This window comes from Streptomyces sp. NPDC001515, assembly GCF_053597115.1.
On the sequence record NZ_JBSFHN010000041.1, the window covers coordinates 55,269 to 69,955 of the forward strand.

General features: G+C 72.5%; 11 protein-coding genes and 1 riboswitch. Of the genes, 3 read left to right on the forward strand and 8 right to left on the reverse strand.

Going from position 1 to position 14,687, the window contains the following annotated elements; all coding sequences use genetic code 11:
• Positions 1–22: 22 nt before the first annotated feature.
• The 5 genes from ribH to ribD are packed head-to-tail and all read right to left on the reverse strand — an operon-like array spanning position 23 to position 4,203.
• Positions 23–508, reverse strand: a complete 486-nt coding sequence (ribH, locus tag ACWCXC_RS32520; RefSeq protein WP_360857857.1) for a 6,7-dimethyl-8-ribityllumazine synthase — start codon at positions 506–508, stop codon at positions 23–25.
• 40 nt (positions 509–548) lie between these two features.
• Complete coding sequence (locus ACWCXC_RS32525; RefSeq protein ID WP_450683893.1) at positions 549–1,847, reverse strand: bifunctional 3,4-dihydroxy-2-butanone-4-phosphate synthase/GTP cyclohydrolase II; 1,299 nt, start codon at positions 1,845–1,847, stop codon at positions 549–551.
• Positions 1,844–2,488, reverse strand: coding sequence for a nicotinamide mononucleotide transporter family protein (locus tag ACWCXC_RS32530; protein WP_450683892.1), 645 nt, complete (start codon positions 2,486–2,488; stop codon positions 1,844–1,846). Before ACWCXC_RS32530 ends, ACWCXC_RS32525 begins: the two co-directional genes overlap by 4 nt.
• Positions 2,485–3,102 carry a riboflavin synthase gene (locus tag ACWCXC_RS32535; RefSeq protein ID WP_450683891.1) on the reverse strand — a complete coding sequence of 206 codons (618 nt, stop codon included), beginning with the start codon at positions 3,100–3,102 and terminating at the stop codon, positions 2,485–2,487. Before ACWCXC_RS32535 ends, ACWCXC_RS32530 begins: the two co-directional genes overlap by 4 nt.
• Positions 3,103–4,203, reverse strand: coding sequence for a bifunctional diaminohydroxyphosphoribosylaminopyrimidine deaminase/5-amino-6-(5-phosphoribosylamino)uracil reductase RibD (gene ribD / locus ACWCXC_RS32540; protein WP_450891373.1), 1,101 nt, complete (start codon positions 4,201–4,203; stop codon positions 3,103–3,105). It abuts the gene before it with no gap.
• A 153-nt stretch (positions 4,204–4,356) separates the two neighbouring features.
• Positions 4,357–4,487, reverse strand: a riboswitch (FMN riboswitch).
• A gap of 264 nt (positions 4,488–4,751) precedes the next feature.
• Here ribD and ACWCXC_RS32545 point away from each other — a divergent pair.
• Positions 4,752–7,094 carry a chitinase C-terminal domain-containing protein gene (locus ACWCXC_RS32545; RefSeq protein WP_450891374.1) on the forward strand — a complete coding sequence of 781 codons (2,343 nt, stop codon included), beginning with the start codon at positions 4,752–4,754 and terminating at the stop codon, positions 7,092–7,094.
• 504 nt (positions 7,095–7,598) lie between these two features.
• Here the strand turns inward: ACWCXC_RS32545 and ACWCXC_RS32550 are convergent.
• The gene (locus ACWCXC_RS32550) at positions 7,599–8,780 is read right to left on the reverse strand and encodes an ROK family protein (RefSeq protein WP_450891375.1); all 1,182 of its coding nucleotides are present in this window, start codon (positions 8,778–8,780) and stop codon (positions 7,599–7,601) included.
• Positions 8,781–8,937: 157 nt separating this feature from the next.
• Between ACWCXC_RS32550 and ACWCXC_RS32555 the strand changes: the two genes are divergently transcribed.
• Both ACWCXC_RS32555 and ACWCXC_RS32560 read left to right on the forward strand, forming a co-directional pair.
• Positions 8,938–10,164: an MFS transporter gene (locus tag ACWCXC_RS32555; protein WP_450685930.1), complete on the forward strand. Its 1,227-nt coding sequence runs from the start codon at positions 8,938–8,940 to the stop codon at positions 10,162–10,164.
• A 166-nt stretch (positions 10,165–10,330) separates the two neighbouring features.
• The gene (locus ACWCXC_RS32560; protein WP_450685931.1) at positions 10,331–11,725 is read left to right on the forward strand and encodes a uracil-xanthine permease family protein; all 1,395 of its coding nucleotides are present in this window, start codon (positions 10,331–10,333) and stop codon (positions 11,723–11,725) included.
• Between the two features lie 414 nt (positions 11,726–12,139).
• On the opposite strand, the gene ACWCXC_RS32565 is transcribed toward ACWCXC_RS32560, so the two are convergent.
• Together ACWCXC_RS32565 and ACWCXC_RS32570 are read right to left on the reverse strand one after the other, a co-directional pair.
• The gene (locus ACWCXC_RS32565; protein ID WP_450891376.1) at positions 12,140–13,072 is read right to left on the reverse strand and encodes a GNAT family N-acetyltransferase; all 933 of its coding nucleotides are present in this window, start codon (positions 13,070–13,072) and stop codon (positions 12,140–12,142) included.
• Positions 13,069–14,687: peptidase C14 (locus tag ACWCXC_RS32570; protein ID WP_450891377.1), on the reverse strand; the 1,619-nt coding region annotated here is incomplete at its 5' end. The genes ACWCXC_RS32565 and ACWCXC_RS32570, both read right to left, overlap by 4 nt.

The window sequence follows — 14,687 nt, forward strand, 5'->3', positions numbered from 1 at the left end:
ATACGGGGTCCGGGACCCCCGGTCAGCGCCAGGGTTCGCTGACCGAGCGGAGTGTGGCGGCGGTGGCGACGGCGGCGGTGACCGCTTCGTGCCCCTTGTCCTCATTGGACCCTTCCAGGCCCGCCCGGTCGAGGGCCTGCTCCTCGGTGTCGCAGGTGAGGACGCCGAAGCCGACGGGGACACCGGTGTCGACGGCGACCTGGGTGAGGCCGTTGGTGACGCCGTGGGACACGTACTCGAAGTGGGGGGTGCCGCCGCGGATGATCACGCCGAGGGCGACGATCGCGTCGTAGCCGCGGCCGGCCAGCACCTTGGCGACGACGGGGAGTTCGAAGCTGCCGGGGACCCGGAGCAGGGTCGGCTCGTCGATGCCCAGCTCGTGCAGGGCGCGCAGCGCGCCGTCGACGAGTCCGTCCATGACCTTCTCGTGCCACTGGGCCGCGACGACCGCGACGCGCAGGTCGCCGCAGTTGCGTACGGACAGTTCGGGTGCGCCCTTGCCGCTCATGTCTCTCCTGGCTTCTCTGTACGGGTGACTGCCGGTGGTGCTACTGGTTGCCGCAGGTCGACGCGGTGGCGGCGTCGAGCCAGGGCAGATCGTGCCCCATGCGGTCGCGCTTGGTGCGCAGATAGCGGAGGTTGTGCTCGCCGGCCTGGACGGGCATCGGCTCGCGGCCGGTGACGGTGAGGCCGTGGCGCACGATCGCCGCGGTCTTGTCGGGGTTGTTCGTCATCAGCCGCAGGCTGCGCACGCCGAGGTCCTTGAGGATCTGCGCGCCGGCCGCGTAGTCCCGGGCGTCGGCGGGCAGTCCGAGCTCCAGATTGGCGTCGAGGGTGTCGACGCCGCGCTCCTGGAGTTCGTACGCGCGCAGCTTGGAGAGCAGGCCGATGCCCCGGCCCTCGTGGCCGCGGAGGTAGACGACGACGCCGCGGCCCTCCTCGGTGATCCGGCGCATGGAGGCGTGCAGCTGGGGGCCGCAGTCGCAGCGCTGGGAGCCGAAGATGTCGCCGGTCAGGCATTCGGAGTGGACCCGGACCAGGACGTCCTCGCCGTCCCCGACGTCGCCGTGGACCAGGGCGACGTGTTCGACGCCGTCCACCGTGGAGCGGTAGCCGTACGCGGTGAAGGCGCCGGAGTCGGTGGGCAGCCGCACCTCGGCCTCGCGGCGCACGGTCGGCTCGGAGCTGCGGCGGTAGGCGATCAGGTCCTCGATGGAGATGATCGTCAGTCCGTGCTTGCGGGCGAAGGGGACGAGCTGGGGCAGCCGCAGCATGACGCCGTCCTCGCCCGCGATCTCGACGATCGCCCCGGCGGGGCGCAGTCCGGCGAGCCGGGCGAGGTCCACGGCGGCCTCGGTGTGGCCGTTGCGCACGAGGACGCCGCCGCTGCGGGCGCGGAGCGGGAAAACATGGCCGGGCCGTACGAAGTCGCCGGGGCCGGCCGTGCCCCCGGCGAGCAGCCGGAGCGTGGTGGCGCGGTCGGCGGCGGAGATGCCGGTGGTGACGCCGTGGGCGCCGGAGGCGTCGACGGAGACGGTGAAGGCGGTCTTCATCGACTCGGTGTTGTGGTCGACCATCTGCGGCAGGGCGAGCCGTTCCAGCTCGTCGTGCTCCATCGGCGCGCAGATCAGTCCGCGGCACTCGCTCATCATGAAGGCGACGATCTCGGGGGTGGCCTTCTCCGCCGCGATCACGAGGTCGCCCTCGTTCTCCCGGTCCTCGTCGTCGACGACCACGACGGGCCGGCCGGCCGCGATGTCGCGGATCGCCTGCTCGACGGGGTCGAGGCTCAGGTCCTCGACGGGTGCCTCGTGCTCCCGGTGCAGCCAGGTGGGCTGGGCAGTCATGCCGTGGCTCCTTCCAGAGCGGGTGTCCGCGAACGCAGCCACCAGTCGCGCATGCCCCACAGGACGAGGGCCCCGTAGACCACGTAGATGAGTCCGGAGAAGGCGAGTCCGCTGTGGAAGTTGAGCGGGACGCCGACCAGGTCGACCAGGAGCCAGGCGAACCAGAACTCGACCATGCCGCGGGCCTGGGCGAGCATCGCCACGAGCGTTCCGGCGAAGATGTACGCGTCCGCCCAGGGGCTCCAGGACAGCGACGGGAAGGCGGTGAACAGCCCGCCGACGACCAGGGTGCCGAGGGCGGCCCCGCCGAGCAGGTAGCCCCGCTCGCGCCAGGTGGCGAACCGTACGGCGATGGAGCCGTCCTGGGCCTGCCGCCGGCCCCGGGTCCACTGCTGCCAGCCCCAGACCGCGACGGCGATGACGATGAGCTGCTTGCCGACGCTGCCCGCCTGGTGCACGGAGACGTTGGCGGCGACCAGCACGACGCCGGACAGCAGCTGGGCGGGCCAGGTCCAGATGGAGCGGAGCCAGCCCAGGGTCAGGGCGATCAGACCGATCGTGTTGCCGATCATGTCGGACCAGATGATGTGCTGGTCGAGGACGGTGAACGCCTCCGAGTTCAGCCAGTGCAGGGCGCTCACTTCGCGGTCTCCCCGGGCTCCGGCGCGCCGTTGCCGAGCAGCCGCTCGACGTACTTCGCGAGGACGTCCACCTCCAGGTTGACCGGGTCGCCGGGCTGCTTGATGCCGAGCGTGGTCAGCGCGAGGGTGGTGGGAATGAGGCTGATGGTGAAGTGGTCGGCCCCGGCCTCGACGACGGTCAGGCTGACCCCGTCGACGGTGATCGAGCCCTTCTCCACCACGTAGCGGGAGAGGCCGGCCGGGAGGGAGACCTTCACGATCTCCCAGTTCTCCGAGACCCGGCGCTCCAGGATCCGGCCGGTGCCGTCCACATGTCCCTGGACGATGTGCCCGCCGAGCCGGCCGCCGAGCGCCATGGGGCGCTCCAGGTTGACCCGGGAGCCCGTGGCGAGGGCGCCGAGGCTGGAGCGGTTCAGGGTCTCGGCCATGACGTCGGCGGTGAACTCGTCCTCACCGAGGTCGACGACGGTCAGGCAGACGCCGTTGACGGCGATCGAGTCGCCGTGCTTGGCGCCCTCGGTGACGACGGGACCGCGCAGGCGGAATCGGGAGGCGTCGTCGAGCCGCTCGACGGCGGTGACCTCACCCAGTTCTTCGACAATTCCGGTGAACACTCAGTTTTCCTTCCGGGCGGGGCCGGGGACGGCGGTGATGCGCAGATCGGGGCCGATGCGTACGGTCTCGGTCACATCGAGGCGCAACGCCTCGGCGAGGGTGGAGATTCCGGCGTCGGCGAGGGCGGCGGGGCCGGCCCCCAGAAGCACCGGGGCGAGATAGCCGACGACCTTGTCGACCAGTCCCGCCGCGACGAAGGACCCGGCCAGGGCCGGACCGCCTTCGAGCAGTACGGAGCGGACGCCGCGCTCGTGGAGGGCGGCAAGGAGGGCGGGGAGGTCCAGTCCGGGGCCGACGCCGGAGCGCGGCAGGCGCAGGACGGCCCCGTCGGGGAGGTGTGCGGCATCGGCGTCGTCCGCGACGGCGATCAGGGTGGGCGCGGAGCCGTCGAGGACCCGGGCGCCGGGCCGGACGGCGGTGGCGCCGGTGTCGACGACGACCCGGAGGGGCTGGACGGCGCCGTCGATGCCCCGGACGCCGAGCTGGGGGTCGTCGGCGCGTGCGGTGCCGGAGCCGACGACGACGGCGTCGGCCTCGGCGCGCAGCCGGTGGACGTCGGCGCGGGACTCCGCGGAGGTGATCCAGCGGCTGGTGGTGTCGGCGGCGGCGACCCGGCCGTCCAGACTCGCGGCGTACTTCCAGACCACGTACGGGCGGCCGCGCCGCACCGAGGTCAGCCAGGCCTCGTTGACGGCCTCGGCCTCGTCGGCCAGGAGGCCCTGCTCGGTGGTGGTCCCGGCGGCGCGCAGGGTGTCCGCACCGCCGGTGGCCTGCGGGTTCGGATCGCCGACCGCGTAGACGACGCGGGCGACGCCGGCCTCGATGAGCGCCTGGGTGCAGGGGCCGGTGCGACCGGTGTGGTCGCAGGGTTCGAGCGTGACGTAGGCGGTGCCGCCGCGGGCCCGGTCGCCGGCCGCGCGCAGGGCGTGGATCTCGGCGTGCGGTCCGCCGGCGCGCTGGTGGAAGCCTTCTCCGGCGGGCTGCCCCTCGGCGTCGAGGACGACGCATCCGACGACCGGATTGGGGCTGGTGGAGCCGAGACCGCGGGCGGCGAGCGCGATGGCTCGGCGCATGGCGGTGATGTCGGCTGCGGTGTCCACCGGGTCCTCCTGCCTCTTCGGGCACGGACTCCGGGGCCTGTCGGTGACGACAGATGAAGCGGAACGCACGGGGGACGCCGAACACCGGAAGAACGGATGGACCGGTTGCCCGAAAACCATCCGCCGACGGCGGCGTACCCGCGAAACGGCCCGCCGCGCACTGCCTCCCATCCGGACTTTAACCGTCGGTCCAGGAATCTCACCTGGTCAACCGGCCGCTGGATGCGGCCGGGTCGCGGACTGTAACCGCCGGTTCGGAATTGCACCGACCCCGGAGTGCGCTGCTGCTGGTACACGATCAGTGTGCCACGGCCCGGCGTGGACCAGACGGGCGAACGCTGTGGAGTGGCTCACAGACAGGCCGTGACAAGAGCGCTTTTCGGACACGGCCGCCTTAATGGTCCAGACCTATTGACGCACTGGTCTAGTCCTCTTAATCTCTGCGTCACCTCCGAGGAGCGGTTCCGCGGTGTGCGCACATCCGGGAACCAACACGACCCACCCCCCTGCCAGTTGTGTTCTGCCGACCTCCCCAGGAGGAACCGAACGTGCTGTCCCCCACCCGCGCGAGAGCCACGCTCCTCGCCGCCGGCGCCGGCATCGCCGCGCTGCTGATCGGCTCGCTCTCCGCGACCCCCTCACAAGCCGCCGACCAGGAGTCCTGTCGCCCCGACGGGCTCTACGAGACCCCGGGCACGGCCGTCCCGTACTGCTCCGTGTACGACTCCGAGGGCCGCGAGAAGATGGGCGCCGACCACCCGCGGCGCGTCATCGGCTACTTCACCAACTGGCGGACCGGCAAGGACGGCAAGCCCGCCTACCTCGCCTCCGACATCCCCTGGGACAAGGTCACCCACCTCAACTACGCGTTCGCCCACGTCGACGGGGCCAACAAGCTCTCCGTCGGGGCCGACGGCCCGAACAACGCGTCGACCGGAATGACGTGGCCGGGAGTCGCCGGTGCCGAGATGGACCCGGCGCTCCCCTACAAGGGCCATTTCAACCTGCTCACGAAGTACAAGAAGAAGTACCCGAACGTGAAGACGATGGTCTCCGTCGGCGGCTGGGCCGAGACCGGCGGCTACTTCGACGACAACGGCAAGCGGGTCGACTCCGGCGGCTTCTACTCCATGGCCACCAACGCCGACGGCTCGGTCAACCAGACCGGGATCAACACGTTCGCCGACTCCGCCGTCACCTTCATCCGCACGTACGGCTTCAACGGCGTCGACATCGACTACGAGTACCCGACGACCATGAAGGACGCCGGCAACCCGCTCGACTGGACCCTGTCCAACGACCGCCGGGCCGGCCTCGTCAAGGGCTACGCCGCGCTGATGAAGACCCTGCGCGAGAAGCTCGACCGGGCGTCCGCCGCCGACGGCACGCACTACCTGCTCAGCGTCGCCGCGCCGTCCTCCGGCTACCTGCTGCGCGGCATGGAGACCTTCCAGGTCCAGAAGTACCTGGACTACGTCAACATCATGTCGTACGACCTGCACGGCGCCTGGAACGAGTACGTCGGCCCCAACGCCGCGCTCTTCGACGACGGCAAGGACGCGGAGCTCGCCCAGGCGAGCGTCTACTCCACCTCCCAGTACGGCGGCACCGGCTACCTCAACACCGACTGGGCCTACCACTACTTCCGGGGCTCCATGCCGGCGGGCCGCATCAACATCGGCCTGCCCTACTACACCCGCGGCTTCAAGAACGTCCAGGGCGGCACCAACGGCCTCTGGGGCAGGGCGGCCTCGACCGACTGCCCGGCCGGCGCCGGACTGACCAAGTGCGGTGACGGTGCCGTCGGCATCGACAACCTCTGGCACGACCAGGACACCAACGGCAAGGAGTCCCCGGCCGGCTCCAACCCGATGTGGCACGCCAAGAACCTGGAGAAGGGCATCGTCGGCGACTACGTCACGGACTACGGCTTCTCCGCCGGCACCAAGCTGACCGGCACCTATGTCCGCAACTACGACTCCACCCTGGTCGCGCCCTGGCTGTGGAACGCCCAGACCAAGGTCTTCCTCTCGACCGAGGACGAGCAGTCCGTGAAGGCCAAGGCCGACTACGTCGCCGCCAAGGGCATCGGCGGCACGATGATCTGGGAACTCGCCGGCGACTACGGCTGGAACGCGGCCAAGGGCCAGTACGGGCCCGGCTCGACGCTGACCACCACCATGTACGACACCTTCAAGTCGGCCTCCCCGTACGGTGCCAAGCGGTCCACGATCGATCTGCCGACCAAGGCGCTGAACATCGACGTCTTCTTCGACCAGTTCCCGCTCGGGGACTCCAACTACCCGATCAGCCCCAAGCTGAAGATCACCAACAACACCAAGGCGACGCTGCCCGGCGGCACGGAGTTCCAGTTCGACTACTCCACCTCCGCGCCCGCCAACGCGAAGGACCAGTCCGGCTTCGGCACGACGATCGTCCGCAGCGACCACACCGCCGCGAACAACATCGGCGGGCTGAAGGGCGACTACAACCGAGTCTCGCTGAAGCTGCCGGCCTGGCAGAGCCTGGCGCCCGGCGCCTCCGTGCAGGTCGACTTCGTCTACTACCTGCCGACGTCCACGCCGTCGAACTGGACCGTCACCTTCGGCGGCACGTCCTACGCCCTCGCGGCGGACCTCGCCCGCGGGACGACCGTCGTCGAGCCGGGCGGTGCCTCGCCGACGCCGGACCCGTCCGGCACGGGCGGGCCGAGCCCCGACCCCACGGGGGGCGCGTGCGCGGCGGCCGCCTGGAGCGCGACGTCCGAGTACGGCGCGGGGGCGACCGTCAGCCACGGTTCGCACCAGTGGAAGGCGAAGTGGTGGACGAAGGGCGACACGCCCGGGACCACCGGTGAGTGGGGTGTCTGGCAGGACCTCGGCGCCTGCTGACGCGCTCTCCGCGCGGGGGGCCGGGGCGTGTGCCCGGGTCCCCCGTGTTCGGGGTTCCGTCCTCAATCGCCGGACGGGCTGGGCGGTGCGGGTTCCCCGCAGGGCGCCTGATGTTCGGTGGGTGGGGGTCCGGGGTCCCTCCGGGGCGTCTCCTCGAACGACGAACGTGCGGGCACCACGCATACGCACCCCGGTCTGTGTTCGTCGTTCTGCGGGGACTCCCCTGCACGCCCCCGGACCCGGCCGTCGCGCGTCTGCGACAGCGTGATGCGCCGGCGGGGGGACGGTAACCGGCGGGGCGCGTTCGTGGGCCTCAGGCCCCACCGGGGGCAAGACGCCCGACCGGCCGGGTGGGGGCGCGCAGGGGACTCCCCGCAGGAAATGGCGTACGACCCGGGTCCCTTGCGTACCCGGGTGCACACGCCATTTCTGAGGAGTCTCCCCGGAGGGGCACCACCCACCACCCACCGGACAGAGGCGCACCCCGCCCCGCCAGGGATGACCTCAGCCCGCCGGGGCGAACAGCGCGTCCTGGGCCGCTTCCCTCGCCGCCAGTACCGCGCCGCGCAGGACCGCCGCGCCGCCCAGGAGGCCCGCCCGGACCTCGGTGCGCAGGGGGGACATGAGGGCGAGGCGCTCCTCGACCCGTACGGCCAGGGCCTCGCCGCCCGCGTGGCCGACCTCGCCGGCGAGGAGGACGCAGCCGGGGTCGAGGACGGCGGCGACCGCGGCGGCGCCGAGGGCGAGGCGGTCGGCGAGGGTGTTCAGGAACGCCTCGTGGTCACCGTCGCCCGCCAGCGCCGCGCGGACGGCGACCGCGGCGCCCGGTTCCTGGCCGCCCGTCGCGGGGACGGTGATGCCGTGGGCGGCGGCCAGTTCGAGGACGGGCGCCGAGCCGACCAGGGAGTGGAACCCGCCGTCGCAGTGGGCGGCGGAGGGGATGCCGATCGTGCCGGGGACCGGCAGGAAGCCGATCTCGCCCGCGCCGCCGGAGGCGCCCCGGCGCAGGGTGCCGTCGAGCATGACCGCCGCGCCGATGCCGTGGCCGAGCCAGAGCAGGACGAAGGTGTCGCGGTCGCGGGCCGCGCCGAGCCGGTGCTCGGCGACGGCGGCGAGGTTGGTCTCGTTCTCGACGAGCACGGTGGCGGGAAGCCGCTGCTGGAGGGCGCGGACGAGTTTGCGGTGCCAGGCGGGCAGGCCGCTGCTGTCGCGCAGGTCCCCGGTGACCGGGTCGATCAGGCCGGGGGCGCCGATGCCGACGCTGTGGAGCGGTGCCCGGCCGGCCCGCCGGGCGGTGCGTTCCAGGAGGGCGACGGCCTGTTCCACCGCGTCGTCGGCGGGGGTGTCGTCGCCGATGGGCAGCGTGTCCTCGGCGAGGGCGGTGCCCAGGAGGTCGGCGACGACGACGGCGACGCTGTCGGTGCGGACGTCGAGCCCGGCGAGGTGGGCCCGGTCCGCGACGATGCCGTAGAGCCGGGCGTTGGGGCCCCGGCGCTGTGCGCCGGTCTCGCCCACGACCCGGATGAGCCCCGCTCCCTGGAGCCGTTCGACGAGGTCGGCGACGGTGGGCCGGGAGAGGCCGGTCAGGGTCTTCAACTGCGTGGCCGTCAACGGGCCGTCCTGCTGGAGGAGGCGCAGGGCAAGCCGGTCGTTGATGGCCCTGGCGGTGCTCGGAGATGCGGGCATGCCGGGATCCTTCCAGATCGCCGCCGCGGTGGTGGGACCGGGCGGTCTATTTATCAGGCAGGGTTCCTGATAGTTTACTGCCCGCATCGTGACGGAGGTGGGCCAGGTGCGCCCTCCGCCACGCGGACGGGGTATTTCCAGGGAGGGGCACACCACGATGACGACGGATTCCACGGCTGCTTTCGGCATGGCCGAGGTGAAACGGGCGAGGTACGCGATCGCCGCGGTGTTCACCGTGCACGGCGCGGTGACCGGGAGCTTCGCCACCCGGGTGCCCTGGATCCAGGAGCACGCCGGGGTCAGCGCGGGGCAGTTGGGGCTGGCCCTGGCGTTCCCGGCGATCGGGGCCTCGCTGGCGATGCCGCTGGCCGGCACGGTGAGCCACCGCTTCGGGGCGAGGACCGCGCTGCGCGGGCTGCTGGCGCTGTGGACGCTGGCGCTGATCCTGCCGTCGCTGGCGCCGAACCTGCTGACGCTCTGTGTGGCGCTCTTCCTGTACGGGGCCTCGGCGGGCATGTCGGACGTGGCGATGAACGCCCTCGGCGTCGAGGTGGAGAACCGCCTCGACAAGTCGATCATGTCGGGGCTGCACGGCATGTGGAGCGTGGGCGCCCTGATCGGTTCGGCGGCCGGCACGGTGGCCGCCCATGTGGGGGCCGATGCCCGGCTGCACCATGTGATCGCGGCCCTGGTGCTCACCGCGCTGGGCCTGATCGCCTGCCGGCGGGTGCTGGATCTGCACAGCGAGCCGGACGAGGAGCCGCCGCCGCGGTTCGCGCTGCCGCCGAGGTCGGCGTTGATCATCGGTGCCGTCGGGTTCTGCGCGGTCTTCGCCGAGGGGGCGAGCCTGGACTGGTCGGCGGTGTACCTGCGGGACGTGCTGGACAGTTCGGCCGGTCTCGCGGCCGCCTCGACGACGGCGTTCGCGCTGACGATGGCCATCGCACGGATCGCCGGGGACCGGGTCGTCGACCGCTTCGGCGCGGTGCGCACGGTCCGGACCGGTGGTGTGCTGGCCACGGTCGGCGGGGTGCTGGTGGTCACCGCTCCGAACGCGGCGCTGGCCATGACGGGCTTCGGCTGCATGGGGCTCGGCATCGCCGTGGTCGTCCCGCTCGCCTTCGCGGCGGCCGGGCGCAGCGGTCCGAACCCGAGCCAGGCGATCGCGGGGGTCGCGACGATCACGTACACCTCGGGGCTGATCGCTCCGTCGGCGATCGGCTCGCTGGCGGAGGCCACCTCGCTGGTGGTGTCCTTCGGTGTGGTGTCGGTGCTGGCGTTCGGTCTGGTGCTGGGGGCCGGGGTGCTGCGTTCCGGTGACCGCAAGGCCGTGACCTCGGCGGACGCGGGGGTGGCCGGCACGGCGGCGGGTCCCCGCTCCTGAGGCGTGCGCGGCCGGGGCCGGGGCCGGGAGATCCCGGGCGCGGCCCCGCGGCGTGGCCCGGCCGGGAGCGCCGCCCGGCCCGGCACTACCATGGCGCTGATCGTTTCTGCGGAGAGGCCGCGCCCGTCGGGGCGCCGGACGCCGCACCTACCCACAGGGAGCAACCATGGCGGGCCTCGGCGTGCGCTGGACCTTGCACGGCGACGGGAAGACGCCCGCCCCGGGCGCCGTCGTCCGTCCGGACGAGCGGCTGTCCTGGCCGCGCACCTTCGGGCTCGGCGCCCAGCATGTGGTGGCGATGTTCGGGGCGTCGTTCGTGGCCCCGGTGCTGATGGGGCTCGACCCGAACCTGGCGATCATGATGTCGGGTGTCGCCACGGCGATCTTCCTGCTGGCCACCCGCGGGCAGGTGCCCAGCTATCTGGGCTGTTCGCTCTCGTTCGTCGGGGTGGCCGCGACGATCCGGGCCAGTGGCGGCAGCAGCGCCGTCGTGACCGGCGCGGTCCTCGTCGTCGGCGCGGTGCTGTTCCTCGCCGGTCTGGCGGTGCAGCGCTTCGGCGCGCGGATCATCCACGCGGCGATGCCGCCCGTGGTGACCGGTGCGGTGGTCATGCTCATCGGCTTCAACCTGGCCCCGGTGACCGCGTCGACGTACTGGCCGCAGGACCAGTGGACGGCGCTCCTGGTGATGCTGTTCACCGGACTGGCCGTGGTCTGTCTGCGCGGGTTCTTCTCCCGTATCGCGATCTTCCTCGGGCTCGTCTTCGGTTATGTCCTGTCCTGGGTGCTGGACCGGGTCTTCGGCAAGATCCACTCCCCGGCGGGCGGCGCGGAGGCGGTGGACCACTGGCGGCTGGACCTGTCGGGGGTGGGCAAGGCGGACTGGATCGGCCTGCCGTCGTTCCACGCGCCGAGCTTCGAGTGGTCCGCGATCCTGGTGGCGCTGCCCGTCGTCATCGCGCTGATCGCCGAGAACGCCGGACATGTGAAGGCCGTCGGCGAGATGACCGGCCGCTCCCTGGACGGCAAGCTGGGCACGGCGATCGCCGCGGACGGTGCCGCGTCGATGCTGTCGACGGCGGTGGGCGGGCCGCCGAACACCACGTACTCCGAGAACATCGGTGTGATGGCCGCGACCCGGGTGTATTCGACGGCCGCCTACTGGGCCGCCGCCTGCTTCGCGCTGCTCTTCGGGCTCTGCCCCAAGTTCGGGGCCGTGGTGGCCGCGATCCCCGGCGGGGTGCTGGGCGGCATCACCGTCATCCTGTACGGCATGATCGGCCTGCTCGGCGCCCAGATCTGGCTGAACGCCAAGGTCGACCTGCGCAATCCGCTCAACCTGGTGCCGGCCGCCGCGGGCATCATCATCGGGGTCGGCGGCGTCAGCCTGAAGATCACGGACAACTTCGAGCTGGGCGGCATCGCGCTCGGCACCATCGTCGTGATCACCGGCTACCACGTGCTGCGGGCCTTCGCCCCCGCGCATCTGAAGACGCAGGAGCCGCTGCTCGACTCCGGTACCTCGGCGTACGACAAGGAGTCCCCGGCGGACGGGTCCTGACCGTCAGCCGGTGGGCGCAGTCGGTTCGACACCTTGATGACGACGCCGTCGCCGCTGTCCGCGCCCCGGGGCCCGGGGTTCGCCGTGTGCGGGGTGCGGGCGGCGCGGGCCGTCGAGGCGTAGCGGTCCGCCCGGTCGCCCGCCGTGAGGCAGTCGGCCCGGGCGATCGCGTCGGGTTCCAGGATCACGATCACCGGGCCGGCACTGCCTCGCTCCCCTTCCCCGGCCCCGGCGGGACGCCCGTCGTCACCCCGTTCCGATGAACGCGACGGCTCCCGGGCGCCGGGGTGGGCCCACGGTGCGACGCTGCCCCCATGGTGCGGATCGATCGGTGGGCACACGGCGCGGTGGGGACGCGGTCGCCCGCCCCGGGCCGGACCGGGGCGGGGCGGGGGTCCGAGGACGGGTCCCGGGTCAGAAGCCGTCGCCGTACCAGTGGACCGCGCCCGGTGCCGTGACGGTGGCCCGGACGGACGCGGCGGTGGCGCGCAGGGGCCGGGCCATTCCGGTGTCGTCGCTCGTCCGCCGGGCGTCGCTCAGCAGCGCGGGCAGCGCGGCGGCCGTCTCCGGGGTGTCGGGGAGGTCGGCGCGCGCCCGGGTCAGTCCCGCCGCCCGGCCGCGCGCCGCGACGGCCGCGAGCAGCGCAGCCAGGCTCGCCCCGTCCCCCGCGAACTCCCTCACCAGCACGCGGTCCTCGGTGTGCTGGGCGACGATCCAGCCGGTGAGCGCCCCGGAGGCGGGGTCCACCGCCACCAGGGGCCGTTCGGCGGCGCCGTACCAGGCGGCCACGCGCACGGCCCAGTCGCCCGGTTCGCGCAGGGAGCTGAGCGGTCGTCCGGCGTTGTACGCGTGGTGCAGCGCGGTCACCTCGACCGCGTCCTCGGAGGTCGTCTCGCGCACCCGGAGGGGCCCGGGTGCGGTCGGGGGCGCGAGGGGTCCCTCGGCGTACGTACGGGTGAACTCCCGCCAGCCGGAGCCCCGGTAGACCCCCGGGGTGCCGGTGAACAGCAGGGACCAGTCGCATCCCTCGGCCGTCATGGTCCGCTCGGCCGCCGCCAGGAGCCGCCGGACGAGGCCCTGTCCCCGGGCCTCGGGACGGGTGGCGACGCTGCCGATGCCGCCGACCCGGCGGGGGGTGCCCGAGGCGTCGCGGATCAGCCGCGGCACATAGACGACCACGGCGTCGAGCCCGTCGCCTCCCGGGCTCTCGGCGACGAAGGTGTGCCGGTGGCGGTCGGGGTCGAGCGCGTGCAGGTCGCCGAGGTGCGTCGCCTCGAAGCAGCGGCGCCACAGGGCGGCCAGGGCCGGGTCGTCGGCGTCGGTCGTGGTGCGGACGACGGCGTTCACAGGGTCAGGTTCCCTTCCGTGCGCACCCGGTCACCGGCAGGGGGCATCGCCGCGCGCCGGGTGCCGTTCTCGACGCAGGCGGTGTGCAGCACGGAGTCGAGGGCGCCGGGGGCCAGGTGGAGGGTTCCGCCGGTGAAACGGCTCCCGGTCGCCGCGTAGTGATTGGTGCCCTCCGCGATCCTGATGTGCGCGGTGCCGGGGTCCGCGGCCGTGCTGCTGAGGCCGGTGAGGTCCCAGACGACCGTGCCGGGGCCCGCCGCGCGGCCGAGGAACGCCCCCGCCCGGTTCCGGCCGCCGAAGCGGGCGCCTGCGGTCACGGTGATCCGCTGGTCGCGGACGGCGCTCAGTTCGATGCCGGTGTTCTCGTACGTACCGCCGTCGATGCGCAGCTCGGCGGCGCCGACGGAGAGCGGGGCCGCGTCCTCGGTGCCGGTGACCGTGCAGTCGGTGAGGTGGACGGGGCCGGCGCCCCTCAGGACCGCGCCGTCGACGTTCCTGAAGGTGCAGCGGACGAAGTGCACGGGCGTGGTGACGGGGGTCTGGACGAGGACGGCGCCGGCGGGCGGTTCGAAGGTGCAGTCGCTGACCGTCGTCGGCCGGGCGGAGCGGGCGGAGCGCTGGGCGACGGCGAAGGTCTTCGCGGTGCAGCCGCGCACCTGGGCGCCGTCGGCGTTCACGGTGAGGGTGCCGGCCTGGTCGAAGGTCGGCCGGGCCAGGACCGTGATGTCCTCCAGCGTCAGATCGGTGATCTTCGTGTTGGCGGTGAACCATGAGCAGACGTGCCGGCGTACGGTGATCCGCTTGGCGGATATCCCCCACTGGGCGCCGGAGTTGGCGATGTCCATCAGGCCGGAGTTGCCGTCGAAGAGCAGATCGTGCTCGTACTGGCCGTGGGTGGTGAAGGGGTTGCCGCCCGCGTCGTCGCCGTCGCCGTGGCAGTTGACGACCGTGCAGTAGGCGGAGGCCGTCAGGTCGTTGAGGTGGCGCACATTGCTGGTGGTGCAGTCGGCGACCCGCCCGTAGAGGCAGTAGATCTGCTGGGTGAGGTAGCCGGCCCCGCCGTACTCGACGGTCGGCGGGTTCTTCAGGGAGCAGTCCTCGGTGCGGAACCGGGTGCACCAGCGGCGCATGACGACCGGCCAGAAGGTGCCGGTGGCGTGGATGCCGGAGACGTCGCAGCCGACCGCGTACTCGAAGCTGACGGGGTGGGAGCCGGTGTACTCGTCGGGTCCGGCGCCCTCGAAGGCCATGTTGCGGATGTGGGTGTCGCGTACGGGTTCGATCCGGGTCCAGGTCAGGGTGCGGCCCTCGGCCAGTTCCCAGCCGTTGAGGTAGCCGATCCTGATGTGCCGGGCGTCGACGATCTCGGTGATCTCGACGAGTTTCTGCAGTTCGCGCTCGTCCCGGCCGCCGCCCTCGACCGGGTCGACCCGCACGGCCCACCACTGGCCCACCGCGAAGGCCGTCGCGTCGGGCACCGGGAAGGTGTCGGTCAGCTCGATGACCGTGGCGGAGAGGCGGTGTTCGACGGTGGTGTCGGTGACGGTGCCGCGGAAGGAGAGGACGGCGCCGAAGGGGTTGTCGTGGGTGTTCTTCTCGATGCCGGTGGTGTGGA

Excerpts from the sequence above, each read along its gene's own strand:
- ribH (WP_360857857.1), bottom strand. The coding sequence starts at position 508 with ATGAGCGGCAAGGGCGCACCCGAACTGTCCGTACGCAACTGCGGCGAC.
- ACWCXC_RS32525 (WP_450683893.1), bottom strand. The coding sequence starts at position 1,847 with ATGACTGCCCAGCCCACCTGGCTGCACCGGGAGCACGAGGCACCCGTC.
- ACWCXC_RS32550 (WP_450891375.1), bottom strand. The coding sequence starts at position 8,780 with ATGCCCGCATCTCCGAGCACCGCCAGGGCCATCAACGACCGGCTTGCC.
- ACWCXC_RS32555 (WP_450685930.1), top strand. The coding sequence starts at position 8,938 with ATGACGACGGATTCCACGGCTGCTTTCGGCATGGCCGAGGTGAAACGG.
- ACWCXC_RS32560 (WP_450685931.1), top strand. The coding sequence starts at position 10,331 with ATGGCGGGCCTCGGCGTGCGCTGGACCTTGCACGGCGACGGGAAGACG.